Annotated in this window: 15 protein-coding genes and 1 tRNA gene; 9 read left to right on the top strand and 7 right to left on the bottom strand. The window is 38.4% G+C overall.

Features of this window, described 5'->3' with window-relative positions; translation table 11 throughout:
* Positions 1–8 precede the first annotated feature (8 nt).
* Positions 9–84: transfer RNA gene (locus PROVALCAL_RS01810), tRNA-Phe, on the top strand.
* A gap of 788 nt (positions 85–872) precedes the next feature.
* Positions 873–1,784 (top strand): nucleoside hydrolase, encoded by a 912-nt coding sequence (locus PROVALCAL_RS01805; protein ID WP_006657362.1) that lies wholly within the window; start codon positions 873–875, stop codon positions 1,782–1,784.
* 183 nt (positions 1,785–1,967) lie between these two features.
* Here PROVALCAL_RS01805 and PROVALCAL_RS01800 read toward each other — a convergent pair whose 3' ends face one another.
* From PROVALCAL_RS01800 to PROVALCAL_RS01770, 7 genes are all read right to left on the bottom strand, one after another.
* On the bottom strand, positions 1,968–2,516 hold the full coding sequence (locus PROVALCAL_RS01800; protein WP_006657361.1) for a hypothetical protein: 549 nt from the start codon (positions 2,514–2,516) through the stop codon (positions 1,968–1,970).
* 455 nt (positions 2,517–2,971) lie between these two features.
* Positions 2,972–3,754: a sulfite exporter TauE/SafE family protein gene (locus PROVALCAL_RS01795; protein WP_006657360.1), complete on the bottom strand. Its 783-nt coding sequence runs from the start codon at positions 3,752–3,754 to the stop codon at positions 2,972–2,974.
* Between the two features lie 6 nt (positions 3,755–3,760).
* Positions 3,761–4,603, bottom strand: a complete 843-nt coding sequence (locus tag PROVALCAL_RS01790) for a MurR/RpiR family transcriptional regulator (RefSeq protein WP_006657359.1) — start codon at positions 4,601–4,603, stop codon at positions 3,761–3,763.
* Between the two features lie 15 nt (positions 4,604–4,618).
* Positions 4,619–5,983: a PTS transporter subunit EIIC gene (locus PROVALCAL_RS01785; RefSeq protein WP_006657358.1), complete on the bottom strand. Its 1,365-nt coding sequence runs from the start codon at positions 5,981–5,983 to the stop codon at positions 4,619–4,621.
* Between the two features lie 47 nt (positions 5,984–6,030).
* Complete coding sequence (gene murQ, locus PROVALCAL_RS01780) at positions 6,031–6,951, bottom strand: N-acetylmuramic acid 6-phosphate etherase (RefSeq protein WP_006657357.1); 921 nt, start codon at positions 6,949–6,951, stop codon at positions 6,031–6,033.
* Between the two features lie 187 nt (positions 6,952–7,138).
* Positions 7,139–7,831 (bottom strand): carbohydrate-binding family 9-like protein, encoded by a 693-nt coding sequence (locus PROVALCAL_RS01775; RefSeq protein WP_224050870.1) that lies wholly within the window; start codon positions 7,829–7,831, stop codon positions 7,139–7,141.
* A 191-nt stretch (positions 7,832–8,022) separates the two neighbouring features.
* Entirely contained in the window at positions 8,023–8,934 is a 912-nt protein-coding gene (locus PROVALCAL_RS01770) for a LysR family transcriptional regulator (protein WP_039861403.1), read from the bottom strand.
* A gap of 103 nt (positions 8,935–9,037) precedes the next feature.
* Here PROVALCAL_RS01770 and PROVALCAL_RS01765 point away from each other — a divergent pair, with 103 nt between their 5' ends.
* From PROVALCAL_RS01765 to PROVALCAL_RS01735, 7 genes are all read left to right on the top strand, one after another.
* Positions 9,038–9,637 carry an FMN-dependent NADH-azoreductase gene (locus PROVALCAL_RS01765; RefSeq protein ID WP_006657355.1) on the top strand — a complete coding sequence of 200 codons (600 nt, stop codon included), beginning with the start codon at positions 9,038–9,040 and terminating at the stop codon, positions 9,635–9,637.
* A 521-nt stretch (positions 9,638–10,158) separates the two neighbouring features.
* Positions 10,159–10,458: a helix-turn-helix domain-containing protein gene (locus PROVALCAL_RS01760; RefSeq protein ID WP_006657353.1), complete on the top strand. Its 300-nt coding sequence runs from the start codon at positions 10,159–10,161 to the stop codon at positions 10,456–10,458.
* A 92-nt stretch (positions 10,459–10,550) separates the two neighbouring features.
* Complete coding sequence (locus PROVALCAL_RS01755; protein WP_112860829.1) at positions 10,551–11,132, top strand: fimbrial protein; 582 nt, start codon at positions 10,551–10,553, stop codon at positions 11,130–11,132.
* A 59-nt stretch (positions 11,133–11,191) separates the two neighbouring features.
* Positions 11,192–11,902: a fimbria/pilus periplasmic chaperone gene (locus PROVALCAL_RS01750; protein ID WP_006657351.1), complete on the top strand. Its 711-nt coding sequence runs from the start codon at positions 11,192–11,194 to the stop codon at positions 11,900–11,902.
* 22 nt (positions 11,903–11,924) lie between these two features.
* Positions 11,925–14,567: a fimbria/pilus outer membrane usher protein gene (locus PROVALCAL_RS01745; protein WP_006657350.1), complete on the top strand. Its 2,643-nt coding sequence runs from the start codon at positions 11,925–11,927 to the stop codon at positions 14,565–14,567.
* A 52-nt stretch (positions 14,568–14,619) separates the two neighbouring features.
* Positions 14,620–15,141, top strand: coding sequence for a hypothetical protein (locus PROVALCAL_RS01740; RefSeq protein WP_006657349.1), 522 nt, complete (start codon positions 14,620–14,622; stop codon positions 15,139–15,141).
* 29 nt (positions 15,142–15,170) lie between these two features.
* The gene (locus PROVALCAL_RS01735) at positions 15,171–15,980 is read left to right on the top strand and encodes a hypothetical protein (RefSeq protein ID WP_006657348.1); all 810 of its coding nucleotides are present in this window, start codon (positions 15,171–15,173) and stop codon (positions 15,978–15,980) included.
* Positions 15,981–16,109: the final 129 nt, after the last annotated feature.

Genomic DNA, 16,109 nt, shown 5'->3' with positions numbered 1-16,109 from the left:
GCTCCGTTGCCCGGATAGCTCAGTCGGTAGAGCAGGGGATTGAAAATCCCCGTGTCCTTGGTTCGATTCCGAGTCCGGGCACCACTATTTAAAGAACCCGCCCTAGTGGCGGGTTTTTGCTTTCTGTATCATTAATTTATTGGTTCATCAGTGATGATTTATCTTTCACCCATCACCGCAATCGCTTCACGGTAGTACCTATCGAACTTCCCTCCTCAGAAAAATGAGCTCATACATTCACTAAAAACTAGCCGCTTTCAATAAATGGTAAACACAGTCATTATAAAATTATGCTCATTAGGCTAATGCATAATTTATGCAGTGATAGATTAAAAAATTATTTTGTTGATTATTACGATTATCCAAGCAGAAAAAATATGCCATTTATTCTTCTACGAACGAATGTGAATGTAAAAAAGCATTCTTTTTAAGAAATTGAAACATAGAAAATATATTCACTATTTTTCATAAAAATACCCACCTGATAAATAGTTGGCAAATGCGATGTGATTCACATTTTCAGGATTATATTTTAAAAAACAATCATGAGTTCGCATTTTTTAGATTATTATATTTCAATCGTTCTATTTTTTGAACTTTCCATGTAATTAATCATGCCATAACAAGTTAATTTTAAATTTTAGTGTTTGAAAACCATCATAACTTATTAAAATCATCATTCTTACCAAAAAAACTTCATTAGAAAGATATTTTTGGCAATATTAATATATAGATTCCCTCTATTTTAATTTTTTAGCTCTTCTATCTTTAGCTTTCACACGCTCTAAAAATAGATTCTATAAATAAACTTTAGGTTTAATTATTAATACTTTCGATTATCTAATTAATAAATTATAAATCAAGGAGTTAACATGCATAAAATAATAATAGATTGTGATCCTGGAGTTGATGATGCAGTGGCTATTTTTCTCGCTATAGCGTCACCAGAAATAGAATTAATCGGGATAACAACAGTCGCAGGGAATGTAGAGTTAGAAAAGGTTCACAGTAATGCAAAAAAATTACTGACATTAGCTAATAGGCTAGATATTCCTCTCGCTAAAGGCTGTAATCGTCCATTAATGAGCAAAACTGGGAATAAAACGAATGTTCATGGTACAGATGGGCTTGCTGGGGTGCTCCTACCGGAATCTAAACACCACAATGATTCTGGTCACGCGGTAGACTTTATTATTGATTCTGTTATGGCAAATCCTGGTGAAATAACATTATGCGCAATAGCCTCTCTCACTAATATTGCAATAGCTATCATTAAAGAGCCAAAATTAATTGATAATGTAAAAGATATTGTCGTCATGGGAGGAGCCGCATTTACACAGGGAAATATAACGCCAGCCGCTGAGTTTAATTTTTATGTAGACCCTCATGCTGCTCATATAGTTTTTGATAGTGCGCAGCACATTACAATGCTTGGTTTAGATGTGACAAGTAAAGCTGATATAAGAGCGGGTTTGTGCACTGCTTTGGAAAAAGGAGGGGCTATTGCCCAGAGCGTAGCAGAAATGTGTCGAAGATATGCTGAATTTGATCCTTTCCTTCATGACCCTTGTGTTATTGCCTACCTCATTCAACCTGAAATTTTTTCAGGTGTTGATGGTTCAATCTCTATTGAATATGAATCCAAGAGATTATTTGGTCATAGTTTTGCGACCCCATCTACTTTGACTCATCACAGTTCGGAAACGATGAATTGTAAAATCATGACTGATGTTGATACATCGAAATTGATGACCTTAATTACAGAGCGCATTTTAACTCTTTGAGATAAAGCTTACCTCAACGGGTAAATACTCAGAATCTCTGATACACATCTATTGCAATGATAATTTTTACATCGCAATTATATTTTGGCATAAAAAGCCCCCCAGCAAATGGTTATCCAACTAAAGGGGGCACTTCATCTAGTGACGGCTTTGTGCTTTCTATCAACTAAAAAATTCATCTCGCTACATTTCAGCTTCTATAGGTGCTTTAGATATTAATTCAACTTTATCACTTCTTAAAAATTGAATACCCGTAAGATCATTTCCATAAACATCTCTCAGCTCCCATTCTTTTTTTAAAAAATGGCCACTTAATAAGGAATCTAGCCGAGCTAAATCAACTTTTATTTTCTCATTAGAATAATTATTGAGTTTTGCCTGTAATTTATAGCGAAGAAACTCCAGCATAATAATGCTTGCATTACATATCGCATATTGGTTTATAGACGCCAAGCTCCCACCAATTACATAACATTCCCAGTTATGATGAACATCAACAATCGCATCCACTTCACTATTTTCATATAATGGCATAAAGCCATAAAACATCTGAAGAAGAAAAAGAGTTTCACACTCAACTAGATAATCATCAGAAGATGAAAAACTCGGTAGTTTATCTCTAATTAACTGAATATAAGCACAAGCTTGTTGAAATTGCTCTAGGCTTAAGTTTGTTTCAACACCATAAAACTGTACTGATCGGCTATACGCATGAGTTAACTGATATTTCATAATATAATCATTTTGGATTGATGCTTTTCAATACTCTTGAAAAACAAACAACGTGTTTTCCAAAATATAAATCGCAATTTAAATTTAATTAAAAATCGTATCTTTATAAGAGCATCCACTTCAATATCAATTGTTTAAAACAAAATAACAATATCAATTATTACATATACAAAAAAGATAGCGTCATATTTTAAAACTCAACAATGAAAATCAAAAATAGATTAATTCCCAATGAACGAAATTTATTATAGTCCAATATTTCATTAATGATAATATTTTTTAAAATTAAAAAGCAAAAATTCAATTATATTTATTATTTTCAAAACTTGAATTTCATTTTTAGATGGAAATTAAATAAGTAATAACATTGATAGTTTAAATGTAATTATATTTAAACTATCAATTTCAGACTAATGATAGAAAGTAGGCGAGTAAGGAAAAGCATTATTTCATTTTTACGGCATAATCACTTTCCAAGTCATCATTACGGCGCTGCATAGGATCAGCAATAAGGTGAGGTATTGGAATGTACGTTCAGATAATTTCACCAGCAAATATTTTGCCAATGGCATGACCAATAACGCGCCCGCACAGAGAATTAATGCCAGTTTTAAATCCGTGTAACCATCTTGCGCATAAGCCAAGGCTGAAGATCCCGATAATACTGTCGTGACAACAATCGAGGTACCAATGGCTTGTTTGATATTTAAATCCATATAGCGCAATAACATGGGTAAAACGACCACCCCACCGCCTACCCCTGTCGCACCTAATACAACCCCAGCTAACACCGCCGGAATCGCCATCGCTTTCAGCTGGTTTTCTTTCATGACAACTTTCTTGAGTGGATTGGCAAAAAACATCCGCTGAATAAATAAGTACAATGAAAAAATAATTGCCGCAGCCACCAGCGCATTAATCCCCCATTCCACCTGTTTTTCATACGCGGGAATGCTGCCTAACCACGTCACCAGCAGGCTGGATAAAAATGTACTTGGCAACATAATCGCTAAGACTATCAACGCGCCTTTTAGGGGAATATTCCCTAATCGAAAATGCATGTATGACGAAGACACTTTCATCAACATGGAGAGAAAATTCGCCGTTGCTACTGCCGCTAGGGCATTCAATCCAAAAAAATATGTCAATATAGGTAAAACAATGACACCACCGCCCACACCCGTCGTACTTATAATCAAGCCGATCAGTGCGCCGATAGCTAACTCTGTGACAATCATGGTGGTTTATCCTGCCGATGTAACGGCTTGTCGACCTTTTTGCAATGCGATGTCCGCATCTTCATTAGCAAGGGTTAAGTATTTGAAGAATAGTGTGTCGAATATCACCATCTGCAACACTTGAGGGGTGATTACCCCCAACTGAGAATGTTGTTCATCATAGTAATAAGGGAGTATTAAATCCGCGAGGCGCGCCGCATCATCTTGCCCAAAACGGGTTAAGGCGATAGTGGTACAGCCATTATCGTGAGCGGATTTCAGCATACGGTTCACTTCAGGTGTATTACCCCTAGCGGTCACCGCAATAGCTAAATCTCCATCACCTAAATTCGCCGAGTAGCTCAGTTGCACATGCAAATCTGGGCTAAATAAAGCCGATTTATTGACGCGGATAAATTTATGGAAAATATCATTCGCCACAATCGCTGATGAACCAATACCAAACAGCACGATGCGTTTCGCTTCAACCAGTTTTTGAGCAACAGCATCAACCGCAGCGGGTTCTAACAGTTCTAACGATTTTTCAATGGCACTAATAAACAGCTGCCCTGATTTGGCAATAATCTGAGCCGTATCGTCATTACGACTCAGATTGCCATATAAACTTTCTGCTTTGTGCTGCTTCTCATCCGATAAATAATCGACTTTAAATTCAGGATAGCCACGGTAGCCCATTTGCCTTGCAAAACGAATGACGGATGCACTACTGACACCAGCTGCTTGAGCCAATTCTGCGGCATTCATCGCAACAAGGCTGTCGCGATACTCCAGCAAAAACTGCGCAATGCGCTGTTCCGTGCCTTTGCCTCTCGTCAATAAGCTTTCCAATTTTACAGTCAATGCTGACATGGCTATACCTTCTTATTATTTTTCTGGATCGTTGAAGCCTATTATCATACTGGCAATGAAACCGACAATCCATGCGCCTGCAACAGCAATCAGAAAATCGAGAATTTGCCCATCACCCACCAGCGGAATTAACGACAATCCAGCAGTCCCAAATGGGATGATAATTCCGACATGGAAGAATGCCATCAGTGCACCGCCCGCAGCCCCCCCGATGCACCCAGCAATAAACGGTTTGCCCAATGGTAATGAAACACCAAATAATAATGGTTCACCGACACCAAAGATCCCGACAGGTAAAGCCCCCACTAAGGTTTTCTTTAAGCGCTGATTTTTGGTTTTTAATAATACCCAGAAACACGAGCCAACTTGCCCCATACCGCCCATCGCTAAGATTGGGAATAAGTAATTCAAGCCAAATGTTTGCAAAATTTCCGCATGGATTGGGATCAAGCCTTGGTGTAGACCGGTTAATAATAAGAACAGGAAGCTTCCGCCTAAGATACCGCCAGTTGCCACTGCCCCGCCACCGCTATTGAGCAATGCAACAGAAACCCCTTGAGCTAAGACTTGGTTAAGGTAATGTCCCGCCGGTTGAAAAACAACCAATGCCACCATCGCAGAGACTAAAATAGTCACGAATGGCGTCACAATCAAATCAAGGCTCTCTTTGATGATACTTCTAAACCACACTTCAAATTTAGATGAGAAGACCACCACCATCAGTACCGCAAAAATCCCACCACTGTTAGGTTGCAGCTTTTCACCAAATAAAGTGATATCCGCTAAGCCTGGCATGGCTAAAAGCCCCGCCATGACAGCACCAATCGATGTCGATGCACCTAGCTCTTTTGCTGTATTTACCCCAATCATGATGGATAAATACGTAAATACTGCGCTACCAATCAACTTTAATAACTTAAATAGTTCAGGGAACTGCTCCACAACACCAGGAGCAACTAAGCGTACAATGTTAATCAGCCCCATAATCAAACCGCAACCAATCAATGCAGGAATAGTGGGTACGAAAATGGCAGCTAGCGTATTAAGCATACGACGAATGGAGAAAGATTTTTTCTCTGGTGTCAAAGCGCTGCTTTCCTCGCTCGCTACGCCACTATTTTGCATGCGTTTATTCATGACGGAGAAAACTTTTGCAGCGGTTCCCATACCAACAATCACTTGTTGTTGCTCACCATTAAACACAACGCCTTTCACCCCTTCCACTTGCTTGAGTGCATCGGCATCAAATTTACTGTTATCTTTTAAAACCAAACGGATACGCGTCATACAATGTGTTAACGTACCCACGTTTTCAAACCCGCCCGCGTATTTTTCTATTTCTCTGGCGAGCACTTCCAGATGTTCTATCTTATTAGCCATAGTATTTCCCCGGTGTTGACTGAGTCATGACTCTGTTTATGTTTATGCTATTCGCTATGACTGTTTAGCATCGAATCCAAACTGGTGTTCGGGTTGCGCTGAACAATTTCTGTCGCTTGCTGTGCAGTAATATTCAATTCATACATTAAAATGGCGCGGCGTGGATGATAATCCACCTGCTTTAATAACCTTGCCGCCGTATCTACATCAATCCCGCAAACTTCCCCAACAATTCGTTCAGCCCGACGCAATAGTTTGATATTACTCGCCATTACATCGACCATTAAGTTGGTATGAATTCGCCCTAAGCGCCCCATAACGCAAGTGCTTAACATGCCTAAAATCATTTTTTGTGCCGTACCACTTTTCATTCGCGTAGAGCCAGAAAGCACCTCAGCACCGACATCCGGTGCAATGGCATATTGCGCTAAATCACTCAATAAGCCGTGTCCACGTGTCGTGATCCCCACCGTTAATGCGCCAATTTGATTACCATATTCAATCGCGGCTAAGGTAAATGGAGTCCGCCCACTTGCTGCAATACCGATAATCACATCTTTTTCCGTAGCACCGCGTTCTTGCAATTCCTGTACAGATGCTTCCGTTGAATCTTCAATATTTTCAACTGCTTTTAACATCGCGGAATGCCCACCCGCAATGATTGATTGCACCATCTCAGGCGAGGTACCAAATGTTGGAGGGCACTCCGCGCTATCCAATACCGCTAATCGCCCGCTGGTGCCAGCTCCGACATAAAAGATCCGCCCACCTTGTTTTAAACGTTCAGCAATCACATCAACCACATTCGCCAATTCAGGTAACACGGAATGTAATGCTGTCGCGACGGTGCTATCCGCCTGATTGATCACGGTGAGCATGGATAAGGTATCTAAACGAGAAAACTGCAATGTGTCCTGATTAAGTTCATTGTTCAAACAATCGCTAAGCGTATTTTCGGTTACTGACATCACATCACCTCAACTGAAACTATATTTCATAGAAAAATACTATTTATGAATATTAATTTCAATTCTAATCATAACAAGTTATTCACTTAGGATGATTTACGTGATTGAACTCACAACAATGGTATAAAAGAAATTGAAAAACCGGTGGCAACTTTATAAACCGCTTAAGGCTACCACCGGATGAAGGCTATTTGACGAGTTTACAGCTCCCGAAGGCTGAAGGAATATGGAAATCAGGTTTCACAGAGTCTGGTTTGATCCAGCTGATCCACTTACGTACTTGTTTCGGCTCACCGGCACTAAATTCTCCGCGTAAAATGGCACACATCAAGGTTTTCTTATCGCTGTCTTGCCAAAGATTCAGTTGCGTCAATTCATCAAGGTCAATTTTTCCCGTTAGCACATACCCCTCTGGCGTGATTTGCCCAACCGTTTTTAAAGTTTGCCAATTCCAGCTAGGATCGACTTCACGATAAAAATTCGCTTTCGCATCAAAGGTACGCCCTGATGGGTCCATTTCTGCGGTGTAGTAAGGTTTTAATTCAGGGCTCGTCGCAAAGAATAATTCCACACGATCAGAATCTAATACCGCCTGATCTTTATCAGTATTTTGACCTAGCTGAATATCTTTATCGTCCGCGATAAAACGGAAATACAGCGCATTGTCGCTCCACAACGCACGAAAATCGGTTTTAGGTGGTGTCTCATTTTCCCACGGGTAGACAAAATCAGTGAGCACTTCAGCTTGCTCCCAGACTGCGGCTTTTTGGGCATCATCTAGGGATTTAATCTGTGCAGTATGATGGATGGGATACTCTTTCGCTGCCACACTGGCGGTCACTAACAAAGTTGTTGCTGCAAATAGGGTCGTTAATTTCATGCCTTGCCTCACTTTATCGGTTTTATAATGTGCGAATAACATCAATGGTGTTTTTATAACGAAATCGTTATGATTTTTTAAGAAATTAAATTTCATAACTTATAACGAATATAGAATTAAAATTTCACCACATGCAAGACATGTTCAATAAAAACCCTCACTCTGTGAGAAGACTCACTGTTTATAATCGTCTATTCTGATGTCAAATTCAGGGGTAATTTTTCACGAATCGCATCAATAACCACCCTCGTTTTTAACGGTAAAAAAGAGGTTGCTACCCATACGACTGAGATAGGATAACGAGCACTTTGATATATGGATAAAATCTCAATTAGATGACCTGTCTTGATATTTTCTTTGACTAACCATTGAGGTAAATACGCAATCCCAGCACCATTTAAGGCTGCAAACATAATGGTTTGCATATCATCCATCACTAATTTGCTTATAGGTAAATAACGATGCGCTTGCTGGTTCTGATCAAAAACATGCCACGGCAAAATTTTTCCAGCCTGTGTATACGCGATCAGCTGGTGCTTATCTAATTCAGAAAGTTGCTGGGGAATACCATGTTCCGCTAAATAGCTCGGCGACGCACAAAAAATCATTTTATGGTAACCAATTTCATGGGCAATCAACTGGTTTGAATCGGCGAGTTTACCCACTCGAACTGCAACATGAACACCCTCTTGCTGTAAATCCACGTTACGGTCATTCAATACCGTTTCAATTTCGAGTTTTGGATATAACTTCATCAGTTCAACCAGCAACGGAACAACATATAAATTACCCAATAATCGAGGTGCAGTAATACACACTTTCCCCTCAACATTACGCTTACCGCTTTCTAAATAGTTTGAGGCTTCTTGAAGTGCATTCAAAGCCTTGCCCGCATACTCATACAACACCATGCCATCATTGGTTAAGGTTTGTTGACGAGTCGTTCGCTGAAACAGTGCAATACCTAAACTGCCTTCTAATCGTGAAATACTTTTACTAACGGCTGATCGCGTTAAATGTAGACGCTCTGCTGCCGCTGAAAAATTTCCGGCTTCAACCACAGCAATGAAGATAGGTAAACAGTTCAAATCTAATTTGTTCATATTGGTGCTCAAATGGAAACAATATAAGGAAAGAATATCACTCATTGTCCACTTATCAAGCCAGATATACTTGCTACATCTTAAATTGATAAGGAAGAACCCCATGAAAATCTTAGTTATAAAATCCAGTATTAATGGTGCAGCATCTCAAACAAATACCTTAATTCAACAGTATCTGGATGAACGTAAAGCCCAAGGATATCAAGATTGTATTATCGAACATGATGTGGCAGAAAAACCCTTACCAGTACTGAATCAAGCGCGTTTTGCTGCACTAAGAGGTGCAGAGATTAACAATCATAATTTAAAAAATACAGCCGAACTTTCAGACCAGTTAATTGCGGAATTAAAAGAGAGTGATTTACTGATCCTCGGTGCACCAATGTATAACCTCAACGTACCGACTGAATTAAAAAATTGGTTTGATTTAGTCGTCAGAGCAAGAGAAACATTCCGCTATACAGCAACCTACCCGCTGGGCTTAGTGGAAAATGTTAAAGCACTGGTATTTAGTGCTCGGGGAGGCATTCACTATGGGCAAGAAACCGATGCAATTACACCTTATTTGAAATCCGTTTTAGGTTTAATGGGCATTACAGATGTTCAGTTTATCTATGCTGAGGGTTTGGATATGAAACCCGAAGGGTATGAAGCGGGAATAGCTAAAGCTCAACAACAATTAATGCATCATGTTCATTGTTAAGTATTATTTACCAGAAAAATCCTCACTCTGTATTATGTAATTAGTGAGGATTTTATTTTCATTAAGATATCTATAAATATTCACTTACAATTGAAAATTCATAGCTAATGAATTGTATCTATTAGTATTTAACAAATTCATTTTTTTATAATAACGTCATTCCCTTTAATTTTCTCACCTCAAAAAACACCCTTAATGAGTAACAAAAAGCATAAAGTGAAAGAAAATATTTTATATTGTATCATTTTATTTCATCTATCGATCATTAAATAGATTTCATTTATTAATCTATGTCATTACTCAATCATTCTTTTATTTCACCACCAAATATACTCAAAAAAAGAGTAACTTTAAAGGCGATATTATCAATGTTTTATTTCAATAGAATGTAACATTATATTTCATCATATTTTGAGTATTTACATCATTATTTAACCTATCTACAATTCGCCTCGCTTTGAAATCATCTAATTATATAAATCTTATTTAACCAATCTAAGTAACCACTAACCATAAATATAATGAAACTAAACAAAAAAATAGGAAACTTTATTAGGAATGCAAGAGTAAGCAAAGGATTATCTGAAAAGGAATTAGCATCTTTAATATCAGTAAGTCAGCAACAAGTATCAAGATATGAAAGAGGGGTATCCACTTTAAGCATTCAAAATATTTTAATACTGCTGAATGCTCTGAATATTCCTTTTGATGAATTCAGTCACAAAATAATAAAGCCAGAGCAAAATAGGCTTTTCGATTTACTTATCGAAGAGTTAGAAACTGACGGTGTAATTAATGTAGGCAATCTCAAAAATATATAAATGTATTTTTCGGAGTGCATGCGTCATTTTAAATGCAAGTACCAAGCAAGTAATTAAATCCTTTTAAAATTTTTATAATGGAAAGTTATATAATGAAACTCAAGTTAATCGCTATCGCATTACCTATTTCTTTAGCTTTATCTCACACTGCATTCGCAGAAACTCAGCCAGAAGAGCCTACGCCTACATTAACTCCAGTTACTGTAGGTGGTGGCATTGTGAATTTTGCAGGTGCCATTGTGAATACCCCTTGTGTTATTGATAATGACGATGCCTCACAAACCGTTAATTTAGGTCAATACCGTCAAGATGCCTTCACCGGTAAATCTTCAGTCTCTTCTCCTGTTGGTTTTGATATTAAATTAACGGGTTGTGCAACCGAAACATTCAAAAATGCGTCTCTGACTTTCGCAGGTATTACTGTTCCTGACGAAGAAAAAATTCTTGCTCCTGTCGCTTCTCAAGGTGGGCAAATAACAGCGACTGGCGTAGGTATCCAAATTTTACAAAATAGTAAATTAGTGAATGTTGATGGTTTAAAAGCGACGGATGTGGTTAAGCTGAATGAAGGTGATAGCACATTACGTTTCCAAGCACAGTACATCGCATTAGCGGATGAAGTCACTGCGGGTTCTGCTAACGCATCTGCCGATTTCACTATTACTTACCAGTAATATTTCTGTCTTAGCACCCGTGTCATAGCGGGTGCGCATTATTTATTTCCGGAGTTTTTATGTTTTCATTACCCAAAACAAGTCATTTTTATAAATGGCTAGTTTCGCTATTCTATTTTGGTTTTTCTTCACTGTGTTTTGCCGGTGGAATAACACTTGATAGCACCCGAATTATTTATCCACAAGAAAGTAAGCAAATTACTACAGGTATTCGGAACACCTCAGATAAATCAGCATTTTTAGTTCAAACATGGATTGAAGATGCAAAAGGAAATAAAATAAATGATTTTATTTCTACGCCACCGCTATTTACTAGCGCACCAAAAAATGAAAATACCATACGCTTAGTTTATGCAGGTGAAAAATTACCTACAGATAAAGAATCTCTATTTTATTTCAATGTCAAAGCTATTCCATCTATTGATAGAAATGAACTGTCTGATAAAAATGCATTAATTCTTGCGGCAGTGACTCGCATTAAACTTTTTGTTCGCCCAAAAGGATTAAAGATCACACCTAAAGAAGCAATAAGTCTTATTCGATTTAGCAAGGTAGATAATCAAAAGATTAAAATATCCAATCCATCACCTTATTACATGACATTAACGGATCTTAAATCAGACAAAAAAGAGTTGCCAACCGTCATGATAGCGCCATTTAGTGATATTCAAGTTAACTCTCCAGATGGATTTAACATCAATAAACTGACATTTAGTTCAATCAATGATTTTGGTGGCGTTACACCGCCAAAGCCTGCCATTTTCAATTAAAAATCAATGAGTTTCATTTCAAATGGAAATAAGGTTTTCTATGTTCGTCTCACTCAAAAAATACAAAAAAATCATAAATAACCATTTGATGCCCTCATACTTATTTATTTGCCTTTTTGTCATACCAAATACCTATGCCCAAGACGGGAAAGATTACTATTTTCCCTCCTCTTTAATTTCTATTGATGCAGAGCATATTGCAGACTTAAGCACGTTTGAAAACCAAGGTTCACAATTGCCAGGAACCTATGACGTTGATGTTTATTTAAATGGTAATCTTAAATACAGAAGAAACATGGCTTTTGTTAAAGAACAGCACTGCCAAGAGCAACATACACATGTATCTACAACAACAGACCCTACTGGGTTGATGCCGCTGTTAACCAAACAAGATCTTACTGAACTGGGAGTGAACACGGAAACATCTGCATTCACTCAATCAGAGAGTGATCAGTGCATTAATATCGTCCAACTGATCCCTAATGCGCATACCGAATTTGATTTCCCTAAAATGAAATTAAATATCAGTATTCCACAGATAGCGTTAAGTAATGTAGCCAAAGATGAAATTTCAACAAACCAATGGGATGACGGAATTAATGCATTATTTACCAGCTATACATTAGGTATTACAGATAACCAATATAAGCATGATTTCAGTAAAAACATTTACTTAAACCTAAGAAATGGCATCAATATAGGTAGTTGGCGGTATCGAGACAACCGCACATGGACTCGCTATACAAGCAAGCATAACCAAGAAAGCCACTGGCAATATCTAAACAGCTATGTCGAACGCGGGATCATTCCTTGGCGTAGTCGATTAGTTTTAGGGGATAGCACAACCAATAACACAGTCTTCGATTCACTGACTTTTCGCGGTGTGCAATTAAGAACTGACGAAAGCATGTATCCAGCAAGCCAACAAGGGTTTTCGCCTATTATTCGAGGTGTTGCAAACAGTAATGCCACCCTTGAGATTCGTCAAAATAATTATTTAATTTACCAAGCTAATGTCGCGCCGGGTGAATTTGCCATTACTGACTTAAATTCCTTGAACTCAAGCGGTGATTTGCAAGTCAGTATTCTTGAAGCTAACGGTGATATTCAATCCTTTATCGTGCCCTATGCCTCTGTTCCGGTGCTATTACGAGAAGGTCGAATGAGCTATAGCCTAACCGCCGGTGAATTTCGCTCTGATAACAGCCATTATGATACAACCCAATTTGGCGAAACTACGCTTATCTGGGGAGCATCTTCATTAACCACACTTTATGGTGGCATTCAGTATGCCCAAAACTACCTGTCCGGTGCAATTGGTACAGGCTTTAACTTAGGGGCATGGGGGGCATTTTCAGCTGATATTACCCATGCAAATAGCCAATTAACCGATGGGAGCCGCTATCAAGGGCAATCATTGCGATTTCTCTACGCACGCGCATTCCCTGAAACGGGTACGAATATTCAATTAACCGGATATCGATATTCAACTCGGGGTTATTACACCTTACAAGAAACGTCACTGAATCGAATGTCCGGTTGGTTGTCCCAGAATGAAAGTGTTGATTCCGATGGGGAACTTAGAACCAACAATACTGATTACTTTAATCTTTACAATAACAAGCGCGAAAGAATACAAACCAATATTTCACAAAAAATAACAGGCATTGGTTCTATTTATTTAACAGGAGTCCGCCAAAGTTTTTGGGAACAAAATGGCAGCTCTGTTTCCATACAATCAGGACTAAGTAGCCAAATTGGCGATATCAATTACACACTCTCATATGGGCTAAATAAAAATATTGATCAGTACGATGTCAAAACGACAGATAGGAATATTTTCTTAACGGTCTCCATTCCGTTGCAAAAATGGTTGCCTCAAGGAGCGCCGCCGATGTATGCCTCTTATAGTGCAAACCATGATAACCAAGGAGAGTTAATCCAGCAAACTAGCCTAAGCGGAAGTTTCCTGCCACAACAAAACCTGAATTGGAACGTAGCTCAAGGTTATTCCTCAAGTAATGGAAATGACGGAAACCTCAACTTAGCGTATCAAGGTGGCTATGGAAATACACAAGTGGGTTATAGCTACGGCAAGGATTACCGCAAGATCTCAACGGGTCTTTCGGGCGCAGTGACTTTACATTCTGACGGTGTCATTTTTAGCCAGCCTCTTGGTGAGACCAATATTCTGATTTCGGCACCCGGAGCCAGTGATATCCCCGTTGAGCACACGAGTGGCGTTAAGACGGATTGGTTCGGTTACACCATCAAACCTTACGCAACCCCATATCGTTTAAACCGCGTTGCATTAGACAGTAGCGAGTTAGATGAACAAACGGAAATTGAAAACAGCGTTCTGACAACGGTGCCCACTCGCGGCGCTATCGTCAAAGCAAATTTTGTCACTCGTCAAGGTGCTCGAGCACTGGTTCGCATTGTAAAAAATGGCAAAAATCTGCCTTTCGGTACCTTAATTTCAATTGGGCATCAAACATCCATTGTGAATGATGATGGTCAGGTTTATTTGTCTGGGCTAGAACCTTCAGGCGAACTCATCGCTAAGTGGGGACATGATGATGAAAATCAGTGCCGAGCCACCTATTCACTACCTCAAAATACAGATCAGCAATCATTAATTCGATTCGAAGTTAATTGCCAGTAATCTTGGCAATAACAAAACTATTTTAAACATTAACTTAAATAAAAGGCTTAATATGAACTTCATAACCCACAAATTCTTTAACTTAATTTTGGTCGCTAGCGTTGTCGGAGGTACCAATATTAACTTAGCCATTGCAGAAAGTGCCAATGCAATAGTTCAAATAAAAACCACTGTTTTGGCAGGTTGTACACTGGATGCGCCTGAAACTGTTTCTTTAGATAATATTCCGAGCTCTGCATTTAATGGAAAACACGTTGGGGATAACCTAACAGACTACGCGAAAACCTTTAATTTGACTGCTACATGTTCTGGAACCGATAAATATAAATACACATTCCAAGTCACAGAATCCGATGCATCCTGCATTAAAACTAATGCCGATTTTATGCGCTACTGCTTAAAATCTAATGATAAAGATATTAATTTATCGTCGACTACAGCGACCTTGAATTGGGATATTACCAAAGATGGAAATATAACACCGATAACCGTCATCCCACAGGTGGCTTCTACCACAAGCACTCCGGTTGGTGAAGTCAATGGGCAGATTACCATCACTATCGAGCCGATGTAAATTACGGATTAACCAGTAAGGTCAAGACATTGCGCCAGTTATTTATTTTTATCGTTTCATTATTTCCGCTATCTATTTATGCAGAAACAATATTTATTCTAAAAGAAACTCAAAATGTGTCTATAGAGGAAATGTCATCTCAAGCTAATAAAACGCTATTCAGATTTACTGTCGACTATATAAATGACAATAACACATCAGGCGCATTACGATCGTCATGTTGGGGAAGTTTTGATGATATGAAAAATAATGCTTCTAATGATGGCCTTTATGCCGCTGAGATAACATTTAACGACGAAAAACTGGGTGTGTATGCTAGTTACACCCCAATGACATTTTATAGTGGTAATAACACTGTAAATACATATGCAAACTTTAGAAGTCTCACGGGGTTTAACAGTGACAAATGGACACTATACTGCACTGCTGTAAGTAATATTGCTGCTGAAATTAAATTTCGACCTCGTGAAGTATCTTATACGATTGTAAATCTAATGGCATCTAGTGAGGCGTATCCCCATATTAGCGCACCTGCAATTGTTGATTTAAAGTCTTGTTTCCCCAATCAAGAACTAGAAACCGTTATTCCTTTGACGGTAGGTTTTGTGGGCTATATAGGGCAAGATAAAAGAATGGAGTTAACCGTAAAATCTAATGATTTACCTGATAGTTTTGATATTACTCTCGATAATCAAAGTATTCTCAATAAACAACCCCAAGTTATTCAAATGCCAGCAGGGCAAAAAGAGAAACAAATTGAGACCCGTTTGAAAGGGCTGTGCCCAGATAACGCTGGAGAATATGTTTGGAACGCAGAGTATATTACGACCATTCAGTAATCTTATTTAAATATCTTCAACATTTTTATTATCCCTTGCTAATCATTAAAAAAATCCGCCTAATTGGCGGATTAATAAATCAAATTAATAGAGAAAAAGAGAACTTTGCTAAGCAATTAAACAATAGGA

The sequence above is a fragment of the Providencia alcalifaciens DSM 30120 genome (assembly GCF_000173415.1).
GTDB classification, from domain to species: domain Bacteria; phylum Pseudomonadota; class Gammaproteobacteria; order Enterobacterales; family Enterobacteriaceae; genus Providencia; species Providencia alcalifaciens.
This window is presented reverse-complemented; position numbering and strand designations above follow the sequence as displayed.